At 57.0% G+C, this 18,448-nt stretch carries 20 protein-coding genes; 11 read left to right on the top strand and 9 right to left on the bottom strand.

The window, feature by feature from the left end:
• Positions 1–34 precede the first annotated feature (34 nt).
• The 4 genes from aroQ (at position 35) to aroE (ending at position 3,387) form a co-directional block, all read left to right on the top strand.
• A complete protein-coding gene (gene aroQ, locus ACKTEK_RS04575; RefSeq protein WP_409164059.1) occupies positions 35–496 on the top strand; it encodes a type II 3-dehydroquinate dehydratase in 462 nt (153 codons plus the stop codon).
• Positions 497–558: 62 nt separating this feature from the next.
• A complete protein-coding gene (locus ACKTEK_RS04570; RefSeq protein ID WP_409164058.1) occupies positions 559–2,094 on the top strand; it encodes a CHAD domain-containing protein in 1,536 nt (511 codons plus the stop codon).
• Between the two features lie 136 nt (positions 2,095–2,230).
• Positions 2,231–2,554, top strand: coding sequence for a hypothetical protein (locus tag ACKTEK_RS04565; protein ID WP_409164057.1), 324 nt, complete (start codon positions 2,231–2,233; stop codon positions 2,552–2,554).
• Positions 2,555–2,565: 11 nt separating this feature from the next.
• Entirely contained in the window at positions 2,566–3,387 is an 822-nt protein-coding gene (gene aroE / locus ACKTEK_RS04560; protein ID WP_409164056.1) for a shikimate dehydrogenase, read from the top strand.
• 3 nt (positions 3,388–3,390) lie between these two features.
• Here aroE and ACKTEK_RS04555 read toward each other — a convergent pair whose 3' ends face one another.
• The 3 genes from ACKTEK_RS04555 to ACKTEK_RS04545 form a co-directional block, all read right to left on the bottom strand.
• Positions 3,391–3,801 carry a carboxymuconolactone decarboxylase family protein gene (locus ACKTEK_RS04555; protein ID WP_409164055.1) on the bottom strand — a complete coding sequence of 137 codons (411 nt, stop codon included), beginning with the start codon at positions 3,799–3,801 and terminating at the stop codon, positions 3,391–3,393.
• Between the two features lie 8 nt (positions 3,802–3,809).
• A complete protein-coding gene (betC, locus tag ACKTEK_RS04550) occupies positions 3,810–5,318 on the bottom strand; it encodes a choline-sulfatase (RefSeq protein WP_409164054.1) in 1,509 nt (502 codons plus the stop codon).
• A gap of 170 nt (positions 5,319–5,488) precedes the next feature.
• Entirely contained in the window at positions 5,489–6,421 is a 933-nt protein-coding gene (locus tag ACKTEK_RS04545) for a LysR substrate-binding domain-containing protein (RefSeq protein ID WP_409164053.1), read from the bottom strand.
• A gap of 98 nt (positions 6,422–6,519) precedes the next feature.
• On the opposite strand from ACKTEK_RS04545, the gene ACKTEK_RS04540 reads away from it, so the two are divergent.
• Positions 6,520–6,987 (top strand): cupin domain-containing protein, encoded by a 468-nt coding sequence (locus tag ACKTEK_RS04540; RefSeq protein ID WP_409164052.1) that lies wholly within the window; start codon positions 6,520–6,522, stop codon positions 6,985–6,987.
• 234 nt (positions 6,988–7,221) lie between these two features.
• The gene (locus tag ACKTEK_RS04535; RefSeq protein ID WP_409164051.1) at positions 7,222–7,533 is read left to right on the top strand and encodes a hypothetical protein; all 312 of its coding nucleotides are present in this window, start codon (positions 7,222–7,224) and stop codon (positions 7,531–7,533) included.
• Positions 7,534–7,631: 98 nt separating this feature from the next.
• On the opposite strand, the gene ACKTEK_RS04530 is transcribed toward ACKTEK_RS04535, so the two are convergent.
• Positions 7,632–7,859, bottom strand: coding sequence for a hypothetical protein (locus tag ACKTEK_RS04530; protein ID WP_409164050.1), 228 nt, complete (start codon positions 7,857–7,859; stop codon positions 7,632–7,634).
• A gap of 456 nt (positions 7,860–8,315) precedes the next feature.
• On the opposite strand from ACKTEK_RS04530, the gene ACKTEK_RS04525 reads away from it, so the two are divergent.
• Positions 8,316–8,756, top strand: coding sequence for a TadE/TadG family type IV pilus assembly protein (locus ACKTEK_RS04525; RefSeq protein WP_409164049.1), 441 nt, complete (start codon positions 8,316–8,318; stop codon positions 8,754–8,756).
• Between the two features lie 3 nt (positions 8,757–8,759).
• Complete coding sequence (locus ACKTEK_RS04520; protein ID WP_409164048.1) at positions 8,760–10,478, top strand: pilus assembly protein TadG-related protein; 1,719 nt, start codon at positions 8,760–8,762, stop codon at positions 10,476–10,478.
• Positions 10,479–10,509: 31 nt separating this feature from the next.
• On the opposite strand, the gene ACKTEK_RS04515 is transcribed toward ACKTEK_RS04520, so the two are convergent.
• Both ACKTEK_RS04515 and ACKTEK_RS04510 read right to left on the bottom strand, forming a co-directional pair.
• Positions 10,510–11,778 (bottom strand): O-antigen ligase family protein, encoded by a 1,269-nt coding sequence (locus tag ACKTEK_RS04515; protein WP_409164883.1) that lies wholly within the window; start codon positions 11,776–11,778, stop codon positions 10,510–10,512.
• Positions 11,779–11,826: 48 nt separating this feature from the next.
• The gene (locus ACKTEK_RS04510) at positions 11,827–12,423 is read right to left on the bottom strand and encodes a GDSL-type esterase/lipase family protein (RefSeq protein WP_409164047.1); all 597 of its coding nucleotides are present in this window, start codon (positions 12,421–12,423) and stop codon (positions 11,827–11,829) included.
• A 270-nt stretch (positions 12,424–12,693) separates the two neighbouring features.
• On the opposite strand from ACKTEK_RS04510, the gene rfbC reads away from it, so the two are divergent.
• From rfbC to rfbA, 3 genes are read left to right on the top strand one after another with little or no spacing between them, the layout of a single operon-like run.
• Positions 12,694–13,245, top strand: coding sequence for a dTDP-4-dehydrorhamnose 3,5-epimerase (rfbC, locus tag ACKTEK_RS04505; RefSeq protein WP_409164046.1), 552 nt, complete (start codon positions 12,694–12,696; stop codon positions 13,243–13,245).
• A 34-nt stretch (positions 13,246–13,279) separates the two neighbouring features.
• A complete protein-coding gene (rfbB, locus tag ACKTEK_RS04500; RefSeq protein ID WP_409164882.1) occupies positions 13,280–14,338 on the top strand; it encodes a dTDP-glucose 4,6-dehydratase in 1,059 nt (352 codons plus the stop codon).
• A complete protein-coding gene (gene rfbA, locus ACKTEK_RS04495; RefSeq protein ID WP_409164045.1) occupies positions 14,335–15,207 on the top strand; it encodes a glucose-1-phosphate thymidylyltransferase RfbA in 873 nt (290 codons plus the stop codon). The genes rfbB and rfbA overlap by 4 nt, the downstream gene beginning before the upstream one ends.
• 4 nt (positions 15,208–15,211) lie before the next feature.
• On the opposite strand, the gene rfbD is transcribed toward rfbA, so the two are convergent.
• The 3 genes from rfbD to ACKTEK_RS04480 form a co-directional block, all read right to left on the bottom strand.
• Positions 15,212–16,108 (bottom strand): dTDP-4-dehydrorhamnose reductase, encoded by an 897-nt coding sequence (gene rfbD / locus ACKTEK_RS04490; RefSeq protein ID WP_409164044.1) that lies wholly within the window; start codon positions 16,106–16,108, stop codon positions 15,212–15,214.
• Between the two features lie 4 nt (positions 16,109–16,112).
• Complete coding sequence (locus tag ACKTEK_RS04485) at positions 16,113–17,090, bottom strand: glycosyltransferase family 8 protein (RefSeq protein WP_409164043.1); 978 nt, start codon at positions 17,088–17,090, stop codon at positions 16,113–16,115.
• A gap of 595 nt (positions 17,091–17,685) precedes the next feature.
• Entirely contained in the window at positions 17,686–18,408 is a 723-nt protein-coding gene (locus tag ACKTEK_RS04480; protein ID WP_409164881.1) for a class I SAM-dependent methyltransferase, read from the bottom strand.
• Positions 18,409–18,448 lie beyond the last annotated feature (40 nt).

Here is an 18,448-nt window from a genome sequence, read left to right as displayed (position 1 = left end):
GGCTTGAGCGATATAGTGCGCGCAATTCGACCGAATGCCAGCACAGGACGCCTGCCCCGTGAGCCACACCGTCGCCATACTCAACGGTCCGAACCTCAACCTGCTCGGCCAGCGCGAGCCGGATATCTACGGCCACGAGACACTTGCTGACGTGGAAACCTCCTGCCGCGAGGCCGGTGCCGAGCTTGGCCTGACCATCACGTTCGACCAGTCGAACTCCGAAGGCGAACTGGTAACGTGGATTCAAGCCGCGCGCGGCAAGGCGCAGGCCATCATCATCAATGCGGGTGCCTACACGCATACATCCGTTGCCATTCTCGATGCGCTCAACGCGTTCGAGGGACCGGTGATGGAGGTGCACATTTCCAACGTTCACCAGCGCGAGGACTTCCGGCACCACTCGTTCATTTCAGGCCGCGCCGACGGCGTCATCGTCGGCTGCGGGACGCAGGGGTATCTTCTCGCCCTGCAGCGGGTCGCAACACTTCTCGGCTGATTGCCTGCGGCACGTGGCGAAGGCTAGTGTGCGCCGCCGACCCGACGCGCGCGAGGAACCGATTGCTGGCCCCCGACGACATCGAAACCCGCGAACTTGAACTCAAGCTGCAGGTGGACGAGGACGCCCTGCGCGCGATTGCGCGCGCCGCCCAGACGCTTGGTCTTGCGGACAACCGGCCACGGCGACGCGCCCTGCAATCCACCTATTACGACACGCCGGATCATGCGCTCTTCAAGGCCGGGGTCTCGCTGCGTGTGCGTCGCAGTTCCGGGCGCTGGCTGCAGACCGTGAAAGCGGGAACGGCGGTCGTTGGCGGCGTGTCGAACCCGGTGGAAGTCGAGCACCGCCTGCACGGTGCCGACGTTCGCCCGGACCTGATCCCCGACGAGAGCGTGCGGGCGATGGTCTTCGAGCTGATCGGCAAGGCGGAGCTTCGCCCGACCTTCGGGATCCGCATCCAGCGCACCATCGTGGACTGCATCAGCGGTGACACCTGCGTCGAGGTTGCGCTGGATTCCGGCATGCTGGAATGGGACGGCGGGACCGCGCCCATCTGCGAGGCCGAGTTCGAGTTGAAGTCCGGCAGCCCGGCGGCGATGGCCGACATCTGCAAGCAGCTGCTTGCTGATATCGACTTTGAACCCTCCGCCCGCAGCAAGGCCCATACGGGCTATGCGCTGGTGCGCGGGGAGAGCCTCGAACGCGGGCCGGTCAAGGCATCGAAACCGGCACTTGAAGCCGACATGAGCCCGGCGCAGGCTTTCGCGACAATCGCGGCGGATGCCATCGGACAGGTCCACGCCAACTGGTCCGGTTTCCTGCATTCGGACAAGCCGGAATACGCACACCAGCTGCGGGTCGGCCTGCGCCGACTGCGCGCTGCCATCGCGGTGTTCTCCAAATCCGTCGACTTGCCGGAACCCGAGCATCTCAAGGCTTCACTTCGGGAAATGGGGCGGATCGTCGGGCCGGTTCGCGATGCCGACGTGCTCGCTGCCGACATCATCGCGCCGGTCACCCCGCACATGCACGGCGCGCCCAATGTGGAGCAACTGACGTGCGCAATCGCCGACCTCGCCGCAGATCGCAGGGCGCAGGCGCGCGAAACACTGGCGCAACCGGCGTGGCAGGCGTTCCGCATCGACCTTGCCCTGCTGCCGTTCACCGTCGCGACCGCAAAGCGCGCAAGGCGGCAGACCGCCGAAACACTCGCCGCCCCCGCGCTCGACAAGGCGTGGAAGAAGGTGACGAAGCGCGCCAGGAAAATCGACACGCTCGACATCGAGGCACGGCACGAGGTGCGCAAGAAGCTGAAAGAGCTGCGCTACGCATTCGAATTCTTTGGCGCACTCTTGGGGCCCGGTGCCGCGAAGGCCTACCTGAAGCAACTGAAGCGACTCCAGACCGTTTTCGGCTATCTCAACGATGCGGCACTCGCCCAGACATTGCCTGCCCTTGCCGATGCGGAGACCCGCGCCGCAGCCGGTTTCATCTCCGGCTGGCACAGCGCCATGGCCGAGCATGAATGGAAAGCCGTGCGCGAGCGATGGAAGTCTATGAAGGCGACGCCAAAGCCGTGGCGCGACGTTGGCTGACCACCTCCGCACGCCCGGCATCGCCTTGCGACGGCACCCATTCCACCATCCATTATTGTGATCGGGCGCGGCATTGCCCTAAGATTTGCCCGCAAGATTCGCGCCGGTAATCGCGGCATTGGGGGCGAGGAAATTCATGGCGAAGAAACCTGCGGAGAACTCCGCTAGCACCAACCGGACGCCGACGGTTTCCGAGCACGTGCAGGACATCGCGATCGACGGCGTCCACGGCGCGTTCATCCATGCGGGCACGGTGCGCATGAACCTCTACGTCAATGCGTTTGACCCGGCATCGGGCGAAGTGCAGCGCACGGTGACGCACAGGGTCGTCATGCCGCTGATGGATTTCGTGTCCTTTGCCGATACGCTGGCGCAGGTGAAGGGCGAAATCGCCAAGGTCGGCGCAGCACAGGCCGAGGCGATGGCCAAGGCGAAAGACGCCGCCAAGAAGAGCAACTGACCGGGGGTGGCATGACCGATCGCTACGCTCTTTTCGGCAACCCGGTCTCGCATTCCAAGTCACCGCAGATCCACATGGCATTTGCGGACCAGACTGCGCAGGACATTTCCTACGAGGCCATCGAGGTGCAGCCCGGCGAACTGGCCGCTGCCGTCGACGCGTTTCGCGCGCGCGCCGGGCTGGGCTTCAACCTGACCGTTCCGCTGAAACTGGAAGGTCTCGAACTTGCCGAGGTGCACGGGCGCGACGCAGAGCTCGCCGGTGCGACCAACTGCGTGAAGGTCGTGGGTGGAAAGCTGCACGCAGAGAATTTCGACGGTGTGGGCATCGTGCGCGACATCGAAGCCAATCTCGGCCGCGTGGTGCGCGGCGCGCGCGTGCTGATGTTGGGTGCCGGCGGGGCGGCGCGCGGCGCGATCCTGCCGATCATCAATGCCGCGACGGCTGAACTCCTGATCGCAAACCGCACTGCCCAGAAGGCACATGAACTTGCCGACGCCTTCTCGCCCTTCGGCAAGGTCTCCGCATGCGGTTATGACAGCTTTCCGAAAGGCGATTTCGACATCGTCATCAACGCCACATCATCCAGCCTGCACGGTGAGGTGCCGCCCGTCCCGGCGAGTGCATTCGCGCAAGGCTGCCTCGCCTACGACATGATGTACGGCAAGGGCCTGACGCCATTCCTTGCGCTGGCGCGCGACAGCGGCGCGACAGAGATCGCAGACGGTGTGGGCATGCTCGTCGAGCAGGCGGCGGAAGCCTTCCACTGGTGGCGCGGCGTACGGCCGGAAACCAAACCGGTGATCGACGCCATCACGGTTCCGCTGACGTAAGAGTCACCGCTCTCCGCGTGCGAACGAAATCCCCTCGCCTTCCAGCATGTCCAGCACCTCGTAGAGATGCGTGTAGGCGGTGTTGGTGACCGGAACGCCGCAATAGATCGCCTGCTGCAGCATCATCTCGACAATCGTGTCGATGGAAAAGCCGTCGCGCAGGGCGGCGGCGACGTGCATGCGGAACTCGTCCCACTTGCCGAGCGCCATCATGGTGCCGATCACCAGCACGCGGCGGGTTTCGTGGTCCATGCCGGGACGCGCCCAGATTTCACCCCAGGCATAGCGCGTGATGAGCGTCTGGAATTCGCGGTTCAGGCGGTCGGTGCGCGCTTCGGCACGGTCCACGTGGTCGTCGCCCAGTATCTTGCGCCGGACCTTCATGCCCGCATCGAAGGTATCGTCGCCTGCCATCTTGCCCCCTACTCGCCGCGGGGAAAGCGCTGGCTCTCCTCGACGATGTTCAAATCCATGTGGTTGCGCATGAAGCGCTCCGACGCCTTTTGCAGCGGCTGGTAGTCCCACGGGAAGTATGCCCCGTTGCGCAGCGCCTCGTATACCACCCAGCGCCGCGCCTGGCTCTCGCGCACCTGTGCATCGAAAGCATCGAGGTCCCAGCGCGCGTCGGCAATCGCGCGCATCTCAGCGAGCTTGTCCGCGTGGGCCGGATCCCCGGCAAGGTTCGTCAGTTCGTGCGGATCGTTGTCGAGGTCGAACAGCTGTTCGGGGTCGAGCGCGCAGCGCGTGTATTTGAAACGGGCATCGCGCAACGCAACCAGCGGCGCGTAAGAAGCTTCGGCTGCATATTCCATCGCGACCGGGGCGGAGCGCGGCGTGCCGCCGGCAAGCGGCAGCAGCGTTTGCCCCTCGGTCCACGGGGCCACGTCGTCCATGGCGACACCAGCGAAGTCACACAGCGTCGGCGTCACGTCGATGGTGGAGACCGGATCGTCGATCCGGCGCGGCTCAAGGCCGGACGCGCAGATCATCAGCGGCACGCGGGACGAGTCCTCGAAGAAGCTCATCTTGAACCACAACCCGCGCTCGCCGAGCATGTCACCGTGGTCAGACACGAACAGGATGACGGCTTCCTGCCGGGTTGCCTCCAGCGCGTCGAGGATCTCGCCAATCTTGTCGTCGAGGTAAGAGATGTTGGCGAAGTAGGCGCGCCGCGAGCGGCGAATGTCTTCCTCGGTAATGTCGAAGTTGCGCCAGTCGTTGGCATCGAAGATGCGCTTTGAATGCGCGTCATGCTCTTCGTACTTGAAGGCTGGCACCTCGGGCAGCAGGTGCTCGCAATCCTCGTAGAGGTCCCAGTACTTCTTGCGCGCCACGTAGGGGTCGTGCGGGTGCGTGAAGCTCGCCGTCAGGCACCACGGGCGCGGATCGTGGCCGCGCGCGAGATCGTAGACCTTGCGCACCGCGTTGTAGGCGACCTCGTCGTCGTACTCCATCTGGTTGGAAATCTCGGCGACGCCCGCGCCGGTGACCGAGCCGAGGTTATGGTACCACCAGTCGATGCGCTCGCCCGGCTTGCGGTAGTCCGGCGTCCAGCCGAAATCGGCCGGGTAGATGTCGGTCGTCAGCCGCTCCTCGAAGCCGTGAAGCTGGTCTGGGCCGACGAAGTGCATCTTGCCGGACAGGCATGTCTGGTAGCCGGCGCGGCGCAGGTGGTGGGCGTAGGTCGGCATGTCGGAGGCGAACTCCGCCGCGTTGTCATAGACGCGGGTTCGCGAGGGCAATTGCCCGGACATGAACGATGCCCGCCCCGGCGCGCAGAGCGGGGACGCCGTGTAGGAATTGCGGAAGCGCACGGAGCGCTCGGCAAGCTTGCGCAGGTTGGGTGCGTGAAGCCACTCCGCCGGGCCATCGGGGAACAGGGTTCCGTTGAGCTGGTCGACCATCAGGATCAGGATATTGGGCTTGGTCATCCGCTTTGCGTTCCCTCTTGTTTTCAACCGCTTGGCTGGCGTTTGGCGCAGCAAGACCCGGTTTGCCGAACAGGGTCAATCGAAACCGCGATTGCAAGCGCGAGCCACCCCAAAACCGGCAGTGGCGTTCCCGTTTCCGACTTTTCATGTGAGGGCAAGTCGACGCTGCGTCAGACCTGCCGAAGTCGCGTGGTTGGCGGGCCTTCACCGACGTTGCGTTCCTGCGCGCCGGCTTCGGCAAATATCCAGTCGCGGAACGCGGTGACGCGCGCGCAATTGGCCGATGCCGGTGCATAGGCGACAGAGTGCATCAGGTAGGGGCCGACTTCGTGATCCAGCACGCGCACGATGCGGCCATCGCGCAGCATGTCTTCAGCCAGCAACTCGTAGGCAAGCGAGATCCCCTGCCCGGCCTCGACGGCAGCAAGGGTCAGGTCGCAGTGGTCGAACCGGGGGCCGCGCGAGATGTCGAAGTCCACGCCGCCGGCGCTGGCCATGTAGTCGTCCCAGGCATCGGCGTGGGTGTCGTGCAGCAAGGTGAAGATCTCAAAGTCCGCAACGCTTGCCGGCATGCGGCCAGCGACAAGCGCGGGGCTGGCCACCGCAAAGCGGATCGAGGCGAAGAACGGCTCCACCACGGCGCCTGCGAGCGGGCTGTCCTTCCAGTGGACCAGCACGTCGCAATCGGCGGCGGCGAAATCCGTCGGTGGCATGTCGGTTGAAAGATCGAGCTCGATATCGGGATGGGCGGCGGCAAAGCGCGACAGGCGCGGCACCAGCCAGCGATGGGCAAAGCCCGGCGTGGAGCGGACCCGCAGCCGGCCCTTCGCCTCGCCGCGCAGCAGCGACTGGGTGCTCGCCTCGAAACGGTCGAGCAGGATGCCGACTTCCTCGAAGTAGCTTTCGCCATCAGCGGTCAGCACGATGCCCGCAGGCGTGCGGTCGAACAGCGTGCGCCCGGCAAACGCTTCCAGCGACTTCACCTGGTGGCTGACCGCAGACTGGGTCACGCACAGTTCGGCAGCGGCAGCCTTGAAACTGCCGAGGCGAGCGGCGGCTTCGAACGCGCGCACGGCTGCGAAAGGCGGCAGGCGGCGGGACATGAACTCTCCTCAAGCGCGGTTGAAAAAAGGTCGTTTGCCGGTGCCGGAAGCCTAGCCCTAGCGTGACGGTATCGGCAACCGGAAGAAGGATGTTCGCCATGACCGCCAAGAATTCGACGCTCGCCCACGCATTGAACGCACGCGTGCTTCTCGCCCCCGCCTGCCTCGCGGCTGGCCTTGCCATCGGCTTTGCATCCGCCACCGGCAACGCGGCAACGCCGGCAGAAGCCCCCATCGAGCACAAGGGGCTGGCGGTCGAAAAACTCGGCGTGCTGGAAGAAGGCACCCTGAAGGCGACGACCGGACTGGAAGGCTACTTCATGCAGCTTCGCGCCATCACCATCGACCCGGGCGGGCAGATCGCCAAGCACGACCACAAGGTGCGCCCGGGTCTGGTGAAGGTCATCGACGGGGAATGGGTCGAGGGCCGGCCCGACGGCGAGACGACGGATGCACCCGGCGACGGTGAAGGCATTCTCGAAGACGAGAACACCGTGCACTGGTTTTTCAATCGCGGGGACAAGCCGGCGACGGCCATCGTCTGCGACCTGACGCCGGCGAGTTGATGAGCAGGCGCAGAGGGTTGCGCCATGTACGAGGCGCGGCCCTTTCGCCCTCATCAGCCTATGCGCCGTTCACCCAGGTGGCACCCAAGCTTCGCTACAATGTTATTGTAAGAACACAAAACGTGTGCTCGCGGCCACGATCGTATCTTCATTTGACCTTCGGCAATGTCTGCGCAGATGTTACGCTAGGGACTAGCCATTTTGGTCAATTAGAAATTCTCTCGCTCTAAACCGTTGGAAATCAAACACATCATCCACTATCTGGGCCTGTCAGAAGACACCGTTCATGACATTGCTCAAAACATTCCTGCAAGCGCCGAATACGTCACCGTTCGGCGGGAGGCCATGATCCTATGGGACGACGAATTCCGGCGGGCGAATCGCGAATTGGCGTTTTTGAACACAAATTTGGTCCTCATTGACGCGCTCCTTGCAGGTGCATTGGACCGAATGATCAACTGTCCCGATCAGGTAAGGTCGCTCAAAATTTTGATCGAACAACTCGTCTGTCAATCCAAGAAGCCGGACAGCGAGGACAGCGCATAACGCAGAGCAGCCTCGTTCAGGAATTTGCTCGACTGGACCACAGACGGACGGCAACCTGCCAAAGTCACAGAATGATCGTTGAGCGCAAAGGTTGGGGATCAGCGGGCCCACCAGCGGATGTGGGCATCAGGTCGAATGCCGCCTGACTCCTTTTTCAGGCACTTCATCAAGGCAAAGCTTGCTCCGCAGCACAGCAGGAACAACCCAAGCAGCGAACCAATCAATTTAAAATCGAACTGGCCTGGTAGCAGTCCAACCATGCCCATAAAATTTACGATCAGGCCAATTGCTGCAAAGTACGCAAGAAACAGAAGAACTATTGCCATAACTACGATTGTTTGAAACCACTGGACTGCCTACCCAACCAATTTTGCCTACCAGCGACGGATGAGGCTAGTCACAAATTATGAACCTACGTCATCCGTCAAAAACGCTCCATAAAATCGCCGCGAATACGCTAGCTCCGTCAGACAAGCAGATCCTGTATGAGCGTCACAGACAGCTGCGGCGAAGGTCGCGTAGGTGGTTCGCCGTGGCACTCGGCTTGCTCATAATCTTGAATTCCTGGCCCTACTTCCTGTTGGACTGACTACCCGCACCGAAGTCTAAGGGATGGTAAACGACTGATTTCCAAGCGATTGGCGCTCGAGGGCAATTCAAACCAAGCTTGTGTCTCATACACACAACCGCGAATCTCATCTTCGCTTGTTTGCAACTGACCAATGATCGCAGCCCTTTAATCCCAACGTTCCAGAGAACCAGAACTGTTCGGGAGTGCGGCTATGTCAATTTATCCCCAGCGATCGCTGAGGCAACTCTACAGCTCCGAAAAGGGTACAGCAGCAGTCGAGTTCGCCATTGTGAGCCCCGTTTTTATTTTGATTATGGTCGGCATGCTGGCCTACGGAATTTACTTTGGGGCTGTGCATTCTGTTCAACAATTGGCAGCAGACGCAGCCAGAGCAAGCATCGCAGGCATTTCCAATGACGAACGCCGGCAGCTCGCCGAGGCATTCGTTTCCCGCAATGTCTCAAAGTACATCCTCTTGCGCCCCGAACTCGTCGGATTGTCGGTGGCTCCGAGCATCGAAGATAATTCCCAGTTCGACGTCTCGGTAAGCTACAGCGCAAAAGACCTACCGATCTGGGATCTCTATGTGCCGCTTCCGACGCCCGAAAAGACGATTACGAGAACCTCGACAATCCGACTGGGTGGCGTGTGAGCGATGCCCAAACACAATGCCGCACCAATCTCTAAGCTGAAGCGATTTTCAGGATGTCAGGAAGGCAATATCGCCATAGTTGCCGCGGTCTTTATGCCCGTTGCGCTCGCTTTGGCTGCTATTTCCGTTGACGTCGGATCGCTCTATTCGGAGAGACGAAGATTTCAAAGTCTCGCAGACCTGACTGCCATTGCAGCTGCGGGACGCACGGCAGATGCTGAGGCCATTGCGCGCGCGATGCTGAATGCCAATGGCAAGGGGGATGTTGTCCTAACTGTTGGGAAACGCGACACCGAGACGCTGCTGCAAGAAGGTGCGCCAAGCGCGATGAACGTGGAGGTTGGTCGTTACGAGGCAGATCTCACGATTGCACCTGAAGATCGGTTTGTATCCGGGAAAACGCCGGCCAACGCGGTTCGCGTCTCGTTGAATGAGACTGGCAAGCTCTATTTTGGACGATCACTCCTATCTGAAGCGAGGATTGGTGTGGTGGGTACGGCCGTCGCCGCCAACTTTGGCGTTGTGTCGATTGGTTCTCGCCTTGCGTCACTCAATGACGGCATCGTCAATGCTGTGCTTGGAGGATTGATCGGTGCCAACATTGGCTTGAACGTCATGGACTATCGAGCCCTCGCGAAAGCTGACGTCTCGCTATTTGGCTCGCTAGATCAACTTGCAACTGACTTAGATCTGACCGCAGCATCCTATGACGAGCTCTTGGCAACGAACATATCCATGGCACAATGGGCATCAGCACTTGCGGCCCACACGGTCTCCATCCGTGGCCAATCTGCTCTCAAGAAAATTGCGACCGGCAATGGAGCAACTGAGCAGACATTCATGCTTGAAGATGTCATCGACATCGGTCGGTACGGCACGTTCAATATTGCCGATGGTGCCTCAGCTCTTGCAGCTAAAGCTTCTGTCGCAGATTTTTTGGCAGCGTCCGTTCGCGCCGCGACTGGCAGCAAACAAGTGGAGATCGACCTCGGCTCCAACATTGCCGGGATCGCCAGTGCAAAGCTGTATCTAGCAATTGGCGAACCTGCCCAATTTATCAGTTCAACCGGAGAGGGAGGCTCGATCCGCACTGCCCAAACGCGCTTTTTGCTCGACCTTGAAATCGACGGCGCCGGGACCCTCCCACAGCCATTTTTCCGACTCCCGATATACGCCGAGTTGGCATTCGCGGAGGCCAATTTAAAACGCATCTATTGTACGCCGGGCGTTCCAGTGGGGAATGGGCTTGAGATATCGGTTCGCCCGGGTATCGCGTCGTTGGCAATCGCAGAAATAGACACCGACAAACTCGCAAACTTTGGGTCAAACCTTGCCACCAAGAGTGTGTCGTTGATCAAGGCCCCACTCATCGAAGTCCAGGGCCGTGCCGACATTGAAGTGGGCGAAAGTCGTGCTGAGATTTTGCGGTTCAATGCGACTGACATGCGTCAGGGCACTATCAAAAAAGTATCAACTCAGGGAGCCGTTCAGTCTCTGATGAAGAGCCTCATCAACGATCTTCAGCTGGAAGTTGACATTGCCGGATTGAGCCTATCTTCCCCTGACCACATCGAGACATCCTTGAGAACTGCTTTAACCGGCCTTGCACCAGCTCTGGACGAAGCGCTCGAAGCAATCTTGACGATCGCTGGAGTCGGCTTAGGCGAGGCCGACGTGCGAGCTCACGGTGTCGCATGCCAACACGCCGTTCTTGTCCAATAGGCAACCGCACTGACCCTGATAGCCTGGCAAACTATCTCCAATGCTTAGACTGGGTGATGCGTCTCCGATCCCGCCAGACAGCAGCGGCTAAAATCCCAACCAACGTGACGTAAAACCAGCCAAGATCGAAGGCGGTGATTGAACTGTTAAACAAGCCAGCAACAATATTTTGCACAACGACGGCTTGTCCGAGAAATGCCGAAATACTGCCAGATTGGCAGAAATAGTAAATCTGGCCGCCCCACACGGTCAGCAAGATCACCACCCCGACAGCCCCGAACGGGATTGCCATCGACAGAGGCTGACTGTGAGGGTCTTCCGTTGGCAACAGTTGCCCATGCTCACTCTCGGCCGCTGCCGATCGATAGAGCTGCGGTAAGGAACCAATTCCATGCCCGATGATAGGCGCGTTTGCGACCATTTTGATTCCTGAGCGCCACATTTCCCAACGTATCCCTGAGCTGGTCGCAGCTCCGGATTCGAGACTGGTTGCAAGCTCCGACTGGATTGCGTCAAAGCGCTCACGAACCTTTGGGACACCACTGTAAACGAGGATGGACATTATGACAGCGGCGCCAATCCCGACCACAATGTGCTTTGCCCCGCCGATCTGAACGCACAAGAGCCCAAGCGACGCAATGAGCACGACAACCCCGGTCCGGGAAGGCACGACGAACAATAGGTGGGCCAACGCGACCAGAGCCACGACAACAGCCAAGGCAGCCTTTTTCTTGCAACCGAACTTGGCCTCGCGCCACGCGAAAAGGAGCAGTCCATGCGCCAAGATCACCGACCCGAGGTTCATGAGAGTGTAGGTTCGGATAGGCACGCCTGGCACGTGTGCATCGTCAGGCCAGAACGACAAACCCGGCCAAATGAAATGAGCCACCGACAGCGCCAGCAGTATGGTGAGCCCAACAAATGCAGCGTACAGTGCGGCCTCCGGGCATCGCCCGCGAGCAAGAGCCAATATCAATGCTGGCAAACAGATGAGCTTGAGATACTTGGACCAATGATCCTTGACGTCCTCTAGCGGAGCATTGCTCCAAAGCATGCTCACCATAAAAAGCAAAAACAAGACCATGATGGGCATCACCAATGGAGAATGCCAATGCCAACGTAATTTTTGAAAGTCCCCCCGCAATAACATCAAGGTTAGCAATGACGCTGCGATAATCCCAACCCCAGTCGTCGATAGGAACATGACAAATGCGAGCGCCATTCCAAGCCAACATAACATGTGCAGTCGCTGGGTGAAAAACCGCAGAATGAATGCCCATCGAAGGGCAAAAGATGACACGTTCTGCAATATATTCTTCCGTCTAAAATCGCAGATTTACGGTTTATTCTATTCCAAAACCATCGGAGAAATTTTTTCTAACCATTTCTGATAACCGAGCGCATTTAAGTGCAATCCATCATCAGTGAAACGATGATCAAGAAATCCATCGCTGGCCACAAGCTCAGTGGTCAAATCAATAAATTTACAGCCCACCGCCAAACACATTTCCTCGATGCGTTCATTAATCGGTGCGATCACATTCAAGTTAAAGTCCCTTTCCCAAAACTCCGCCGTCGGAATTATAGAATTCACATAAATCTTCGCATGGGGCGCCTCATCCTCTAGATCTAACAATAATAATTCATACATTCGAACCAGCTGTTCTATCTCTAAAAAGACCTTTGAAATTAGAAGGTCATTTATTCCGACCATGATAAAAATTTTATCTGGATGAACGCGTGTTATATGATTTCGTCTATAATATAAATTATATGTCGTTGTTCGCGGAGCGCCAACATTCAGAATGTCTTTCTCTGGAAACCAGTGCTGCCAATACCCTTCTTCGATTATCGAGTCGCCAGCAAAAACGATATCCACATCCCGGACTCGCATCCCCTCGATTTGCAGTCGACGGCGCTGATACTCGTTGTACGCTGCGTCCAACTCCCTCTGCCAAAAGTAGTTAAAGGTGAACACGTTTGATGCTATGAGCGCGACGAAGAGTGCGACAAGAGCTCCAGACCAAACCCATCGTGGCGAGAAACCCGACCGCCAGCTAATTCGAGGCCGTGGCAACAGCCTTCTCCCTGTTGATGTAACTTCGTTGGATCCAGTAGACGGACGTGGCGCTAACCTTCCCGCAATGCCCGGCCAGTCTGATAAGGATGAACCAATAACCAGCCGATTGCCCACCCATTTTCAGAAATCCATCACATGATCGTAACGTCGTTGGAAATCCCCGATTTGAAATTGATTGAGCCAGCCCGGCACGTTGACACGAGGGGGCACTTTTCCGAGGTCTATAGTGCAAGGGAGTTTGCTCGGCACGGGATAGATGCGGTATTTGTGCAAGATAATCATTCAGTGTCGCATCAGGCTGGCACAATCCGCGGCCTTCACTTTCAGTCGCCACCTCACGCTCAGGGTAAGCTGGTACGCGTCGTGAGCGGCCTGGTGGTAGATGTTGCAGTCGATATGCGCACACAGTCATCCACGTTTGGTCAACATGTTTGCGTTGAGTTGTCAGCTGAAAATGGTCGACAGCTCTGGGTACCTGAGGGATTTGCCCACGGTTTCTGCACGCTCGTGCCGGACACAGAGGTGCTCTACAAGGTGACCGAGTTCTATCACCCACAATCTGATCTTGGGGTCGCTTTCGACGACCCTGAACTGGCAATCAAATGGCCGGAAGTTGGTCTTGATTACGCGATGTCGGACAAGGACCGTCATCTACCTAAACTGAGCGATCTTCGACCCTATTTTTGAGGGCGAGACGCGGTCTATAGGCTTGCAACTGGCGATGCGAATTCTTGTGACAGGGGGCTCCGGCTTCATTGGATCCAACCTTTGCCGTCACCTGATAGTGGATAAAGGCCTTTCGGTTCTCAATCTAGACTCGATGACCTATGCCGCTCACCCGGACTCGCTCAAAGAACTCGAGGCAGCCGATAATTACGCCCACGAGAAGATCGATATTTGTGACCAGGAGGCGGTTGAAGCGGCATTAAACAACTTTGAACCAGACGCGATCATGCATCTTGCCGCAGAGAGCCACGTCGATCGCTCAATCGACAGGTCCGATTCCTTCGTGCGCACAAACGTGCTCGGCACGCATTCTATGCTTGAAGCCTCCCGACGCCACATCGAGAACTTAAGCTCCGATCGTCGTGACGATTTCCGTTTCCTACACGTCTCTACTGATGAGGTTTACGGCTCGCTTGGCGCTCAGGGGAAATTTCGGGAAGACACGCCATATGACCCCTCCTCGCCCTACTCTGCGAGTAAGGCCGCATCGGATCATCTGGCCTCTGCCTGGCACCGTACATTCGGGGTTCCGGTTTTGATATCGAACTGTTCGAACAACTACGGTCCCTATCAATTTCCAGAAAAACTTATTCCGCTCATGATCTTGAATGCGCGAGATGGTCGGCCGTTGCCGGTCTATGGCGACGGATCAAATGTTCGCGACTGGCTGCATGTCGGCGATCACGTTCGCGCGCTTGTGCGCGTGCTGGAAGCGGGGACACCCGGCGAGACATACAATATCGGCGGCGATAGCGAGAGATCCAATCTCGAGGTCGTTGAAACGATCTGCCGGATAATGGATCGCCACCATTCAATCGGCGCGCCCCACGCTAGCCTCATCGACTTTGTTGAAGACCGTCCCGGCCATGATTGGCGCTACGCGATTGATGCCGGGAAAATACAGTCGGAGCTTGGCTGGCGCGCAGAAGAAGATTTCGAGGCGGGCATCGAGAAGACCGTCCTATGGTATCTCGAGAACGAAGCATGGTGGCGCCCGCTTCGTGAGGGCGTCTATGCGGGGGCTCGGCTGGGGCTTCACGGAGACTTCAGATGAAAGGAATCATTCTAGCCGGCGGCAAGGGTACGAGGCTTTATCCCATGACCCTTGCAATCTCCAAGCAGCTGCTGCCGGTCTACGACAAGCCGATGATCTACTATCCCCTGAGCGTGCTGATGATCGCCGGCATCAGGGACATTTTGATTATCACGACACCAGAGGACCGCGATCAATTCGAGCGACTGCTGGGCTCCGGTTCCCAATGGGGTATCCGACTGAACTATGCGGTTCAGCCGGAACCGGGCGGTCTGGCGCAAGCCTATGTCATAGGGGCCGAATTCGTCGCTGGTGAACCTTCAGCCCTCATTTTGGGCGACAATCTCTATTTCGGCCACGGACTTCCAGAAGGGCTGCAAAAAGTGGCTGCTCGCCAGACTGGGGCAACCGTCTTCGCATATCAGGTGAATGATCCAGAACGTTACGGTGTCGTCTCTTTCAATTCCGAGGGATATGCGACCGAAATCGAGGAGAAGCCGAGGTCGCCCAAATCGAATTGGGCCGTGACTGGGCTCTACTTCTACGACGGCCAAGCATCAGAAATTGCCGCAACGCTTGAGAAATCGCCGCGAGGCGAGTTGGAAATCACCGACCTCAATCGCGTCTATCTCCAGAACTCATCGCTGAACGTTGAACGGCTCGGACGCGGCTTTGCCTGGTTCGATACCGGTACACCGCAATCGCTCATGGAATCCGCAGAGTTCGTCCGAATTCTCGAACAGCGCCAAGGCCTTCGCATTGCCTGTCTTGAAGAAGTCGCTCTGCGGCAAGGTTTTATAGACCCCCACAATGTGCGAGATGCGGGAATTTCGCTCGGTAATTGCGACTACGGAAAGTACCTTATCGCTCTCGCCGATAGCACAGGATAGTACGTTAAAGAGATGATCTCGCGATCGAAGATATACATTCCTTGACACCCTGCTTCCAGCTCGGCAGTTGCAGACCGAATGCAGATTTAAGCGCTGAGCAATCCAATCGTGAATTGGCTGGTCTGGGGGCCGCGGTCGGATAGTCGTTAGAGGTAATACGAACCACATTTGCAACTGGAAGATCGTGGCATTTCGCGTGTCTGAATACCTCTTTTGCAAAACCGGCCCAAGACGTTTCACCCGTTCCCGCCGCATTGTAGATTCCCCAAGCGACGTTTTGAGGATTACTAATAACTCTGCGTGTGATCTGGACAATCGCCTCAGCAAGATGTGGCGCATATGTGGGCGACCCGACCTGATCGGCCACAACACGAACAGACTGGCGATCCCTTGCTAACCGCATCATGGTCCGAACGAAGTTTGACCCATAGGGACTATGGACCCAGGCGGTTCTCAATATGAGATGGCGGGTTGCAGCTTTTGCCAACAGCTCTTCGCCGTCGAGCTTTGTTCGGCCATAAACGGACAGCGGGTTGGCAACATCGCTTTCCACATAGGGGGCGGATTTTCTGCCATCGAAGACATAGTCCGTCGAGACATGCAGTATTGGGATCCCTGCGACCTCGCACGCCTCCGCTAAGTATTTTGGCCCGTTGGAATTGACCGCACGAGCCGCTACCGCATCACTTTCTGCAGCATCCACTGCTGTGTAGGCCGCGCAGTTCACAACTGCGCTCCAAGACTCGCCTTCCAGTAGCCGCCTCACTGAGTTCTCGTCCGACAGATCAAGCTCATACCGAGTTGGAGCAACCCACGAACACTGCGCGCTAGGTGAAGCCAATTTTAATATGCTTTGCCCCAGTTGCCCCGAACCACCGGTCAAGAGAACGCGCCCCGCCATGGTACTATTCCACATCTGACTTACGTGAGTGGGGTAAATCGCACTCAAATGCCTTCCAAAATTCTTGGTAGCGTTTTCTATTGAAACGCTGAACTGGCCTTTTTTTGGTTGGAATCACATCAGGCCTCAACACACTGTCTATTCGGTTCAGGATCGCATCCCTGCGTCTGAGCCAAGGCATCTCAACGTCGGCCAATTTCCAATTATCGATCGGAAAAGGAGTATCTTTCCTACGCGCCAAATAAAATTCGCGTGCTGGCACTTTAACGTCGTCCCATGGCTTAAATCCGCAATAGTGAATGACGTGGGGCAATTCCGATCCGCACGCAATATAGTTGACCATTTGGTTCCAAGTTCCTGGAATTGGCACTACATGTTGCCAACCTGTTGCGTTGATTGCGCACTGATCAATGAAGCTAATTTTTTCCGGTTGATCTGCGGCAAAACGAGCAGCCGTCTGCCCAAAATCAAGCTGCCGCCACTGCGCTAGATCGATTAGGCAGACCCCCATGTTGAAATAAGTTGCATCAACGGGCATGCCCAGCCTTGCTTTGCGGCGTGGGTTGTCGTTCTGCTTATCAGGGACAGCACCTACCGCGGCGCCGCCGAGATCCAGTTCAGCCAATCCCGCTAAACTCTTCGTCACGACGATATCGCTATCGAGGAAGATGACTCGCTCGAAGCGCTCGGGAATCAATTCCGGAATGAAAAATTTCATCCAATTGCATTCTGGCCAATCACCGCACTGTTGAAATCGATTCAGGCTGTTTCGATCAGCGGTCAGGATTTCGACTTCAATATCCAGGCTTGCACCAAAATCCCTAAGTATTTTCTGCTCTCCTGTCGCTAAAAATGATTGCAGAAGAAAGAACGGATATTTGCTCTCCGATTGTGCCAGCGACGCGATCAACACTGATACGTGTGGCATAAATCTTCTGTCAGCCAGCGACACCAAGCATACGTCGCGAATATCTCTATCCATACTTCATCATCCGCTCAGTTTAGTGACCTGCAATATAATCGCCTAGTTAGTATACCGATTAATTATACGTTATATTTTGAATACTTAATCGAGCATTTGCTACTAATATATAATAAAGCCTGATATATATAAATATCGGGCTCTACTGCCCATGGACCACCATTTCTAATCTTCGTTACAGACATAAATCCAGACGCTGGCTAGGCAGACCGTTTAATGCTGGAAGCCTGAACGCCGAAGAATGGGTCAGCAACGTTGCTCGAAAGGCAATCACCAGTGTGCGGGTATGCGCAGTTTGACGAAATTTCAAACGGTAGCTGTGAAAATTTTATCAAAATATCTATTCATAAAACCATTTTCGGGGCTTTGTCATATTGCTGCGCACCTTTGAACAATATATATATCTGTGGCTATGTGCATTTACTCTTCACCCGGTAATCAGCGGCTCGCAAAATTCCCCAGATATGCAGAGGCGCATAGGGTGGCTATTTGGCTAGATTTGCGCACTGGTGCGACCTCCGATTGCGGCGGCGTCTTCATAAGAAACTTTGTTGGCGCGAACCACACGAATCTGCCGTTGATGATGACCTTAGCATCAGATATCTGAACCTGGATTCTCTTCCGCAACTGTGGTCAGACGGACGAAGTTGACGAGCCGTTGACCGCGTGGGTGATTGATTGAGCCAACATACTCGACTTTCCACGGCAAACCATTTGCCGCATAGCGCAAGTCGGCCAATTTGTAGTGATACGGATCCAGATCTCCGTGTGTTACGATCCCAGCCGGGGCGTGCTCGACCGTAGCGCTGGAAGGAGTTCCAACCGGCAGCTCGAAGAAGGTAGCGTGGAAGATGCCGCCCGGCACCATCACCTCAGCTAGACGCTCAAGACAGACGCGGATAGAATTGAGCGGTAAATGCGTAAATACTGAAAAGGCTAGTGCCCGATCGAAGCGGACACCGAATCTTTCAAACGAGAACGCGTCGTCAACAATGAGGCTGGTTCTCGGCAGTTTCTTGTCAAGCCCAAGCGGAAGAAGCTCTCTCCGATAACCAGCATCAAGCAAACAACTGTTGAGATCAGTTCCGAAATAATGTTCCGGTTCAAGGAAGCGTACGATATGGACACCTCCGCGAAGACTGCCACAGCCGATATCCAAAAGATATTCATCAGGCTTGAGGCCGTGGCTAACTAACAGATTGAGCTGGAGCGATCCAATTTCCTCCCACATACCACCGACCACTTCTCTGTGGTCACCTCTTTCAACCGCGCGTGTCACCCAACACTGGTCGTAATAGGGACTGTTAATATTGGTCATCGCACTCACAATTGTTTTTGCTTAGCCGAAAACAATATCT

It is taken from the genome of Tepidamorphus sp. 3E244 (genome assembly GCF_046159835.1).
GTDB lineage: Bacteria > Pseudomonadota > Alphaproteobacteria > Rhizobiales > Tepidamorphaceae > JACKJK01.
Note: the sequence above shows the minus strand (reverse complement) of the source record. Positions and strands in the feature narration are given on the sequence as shown.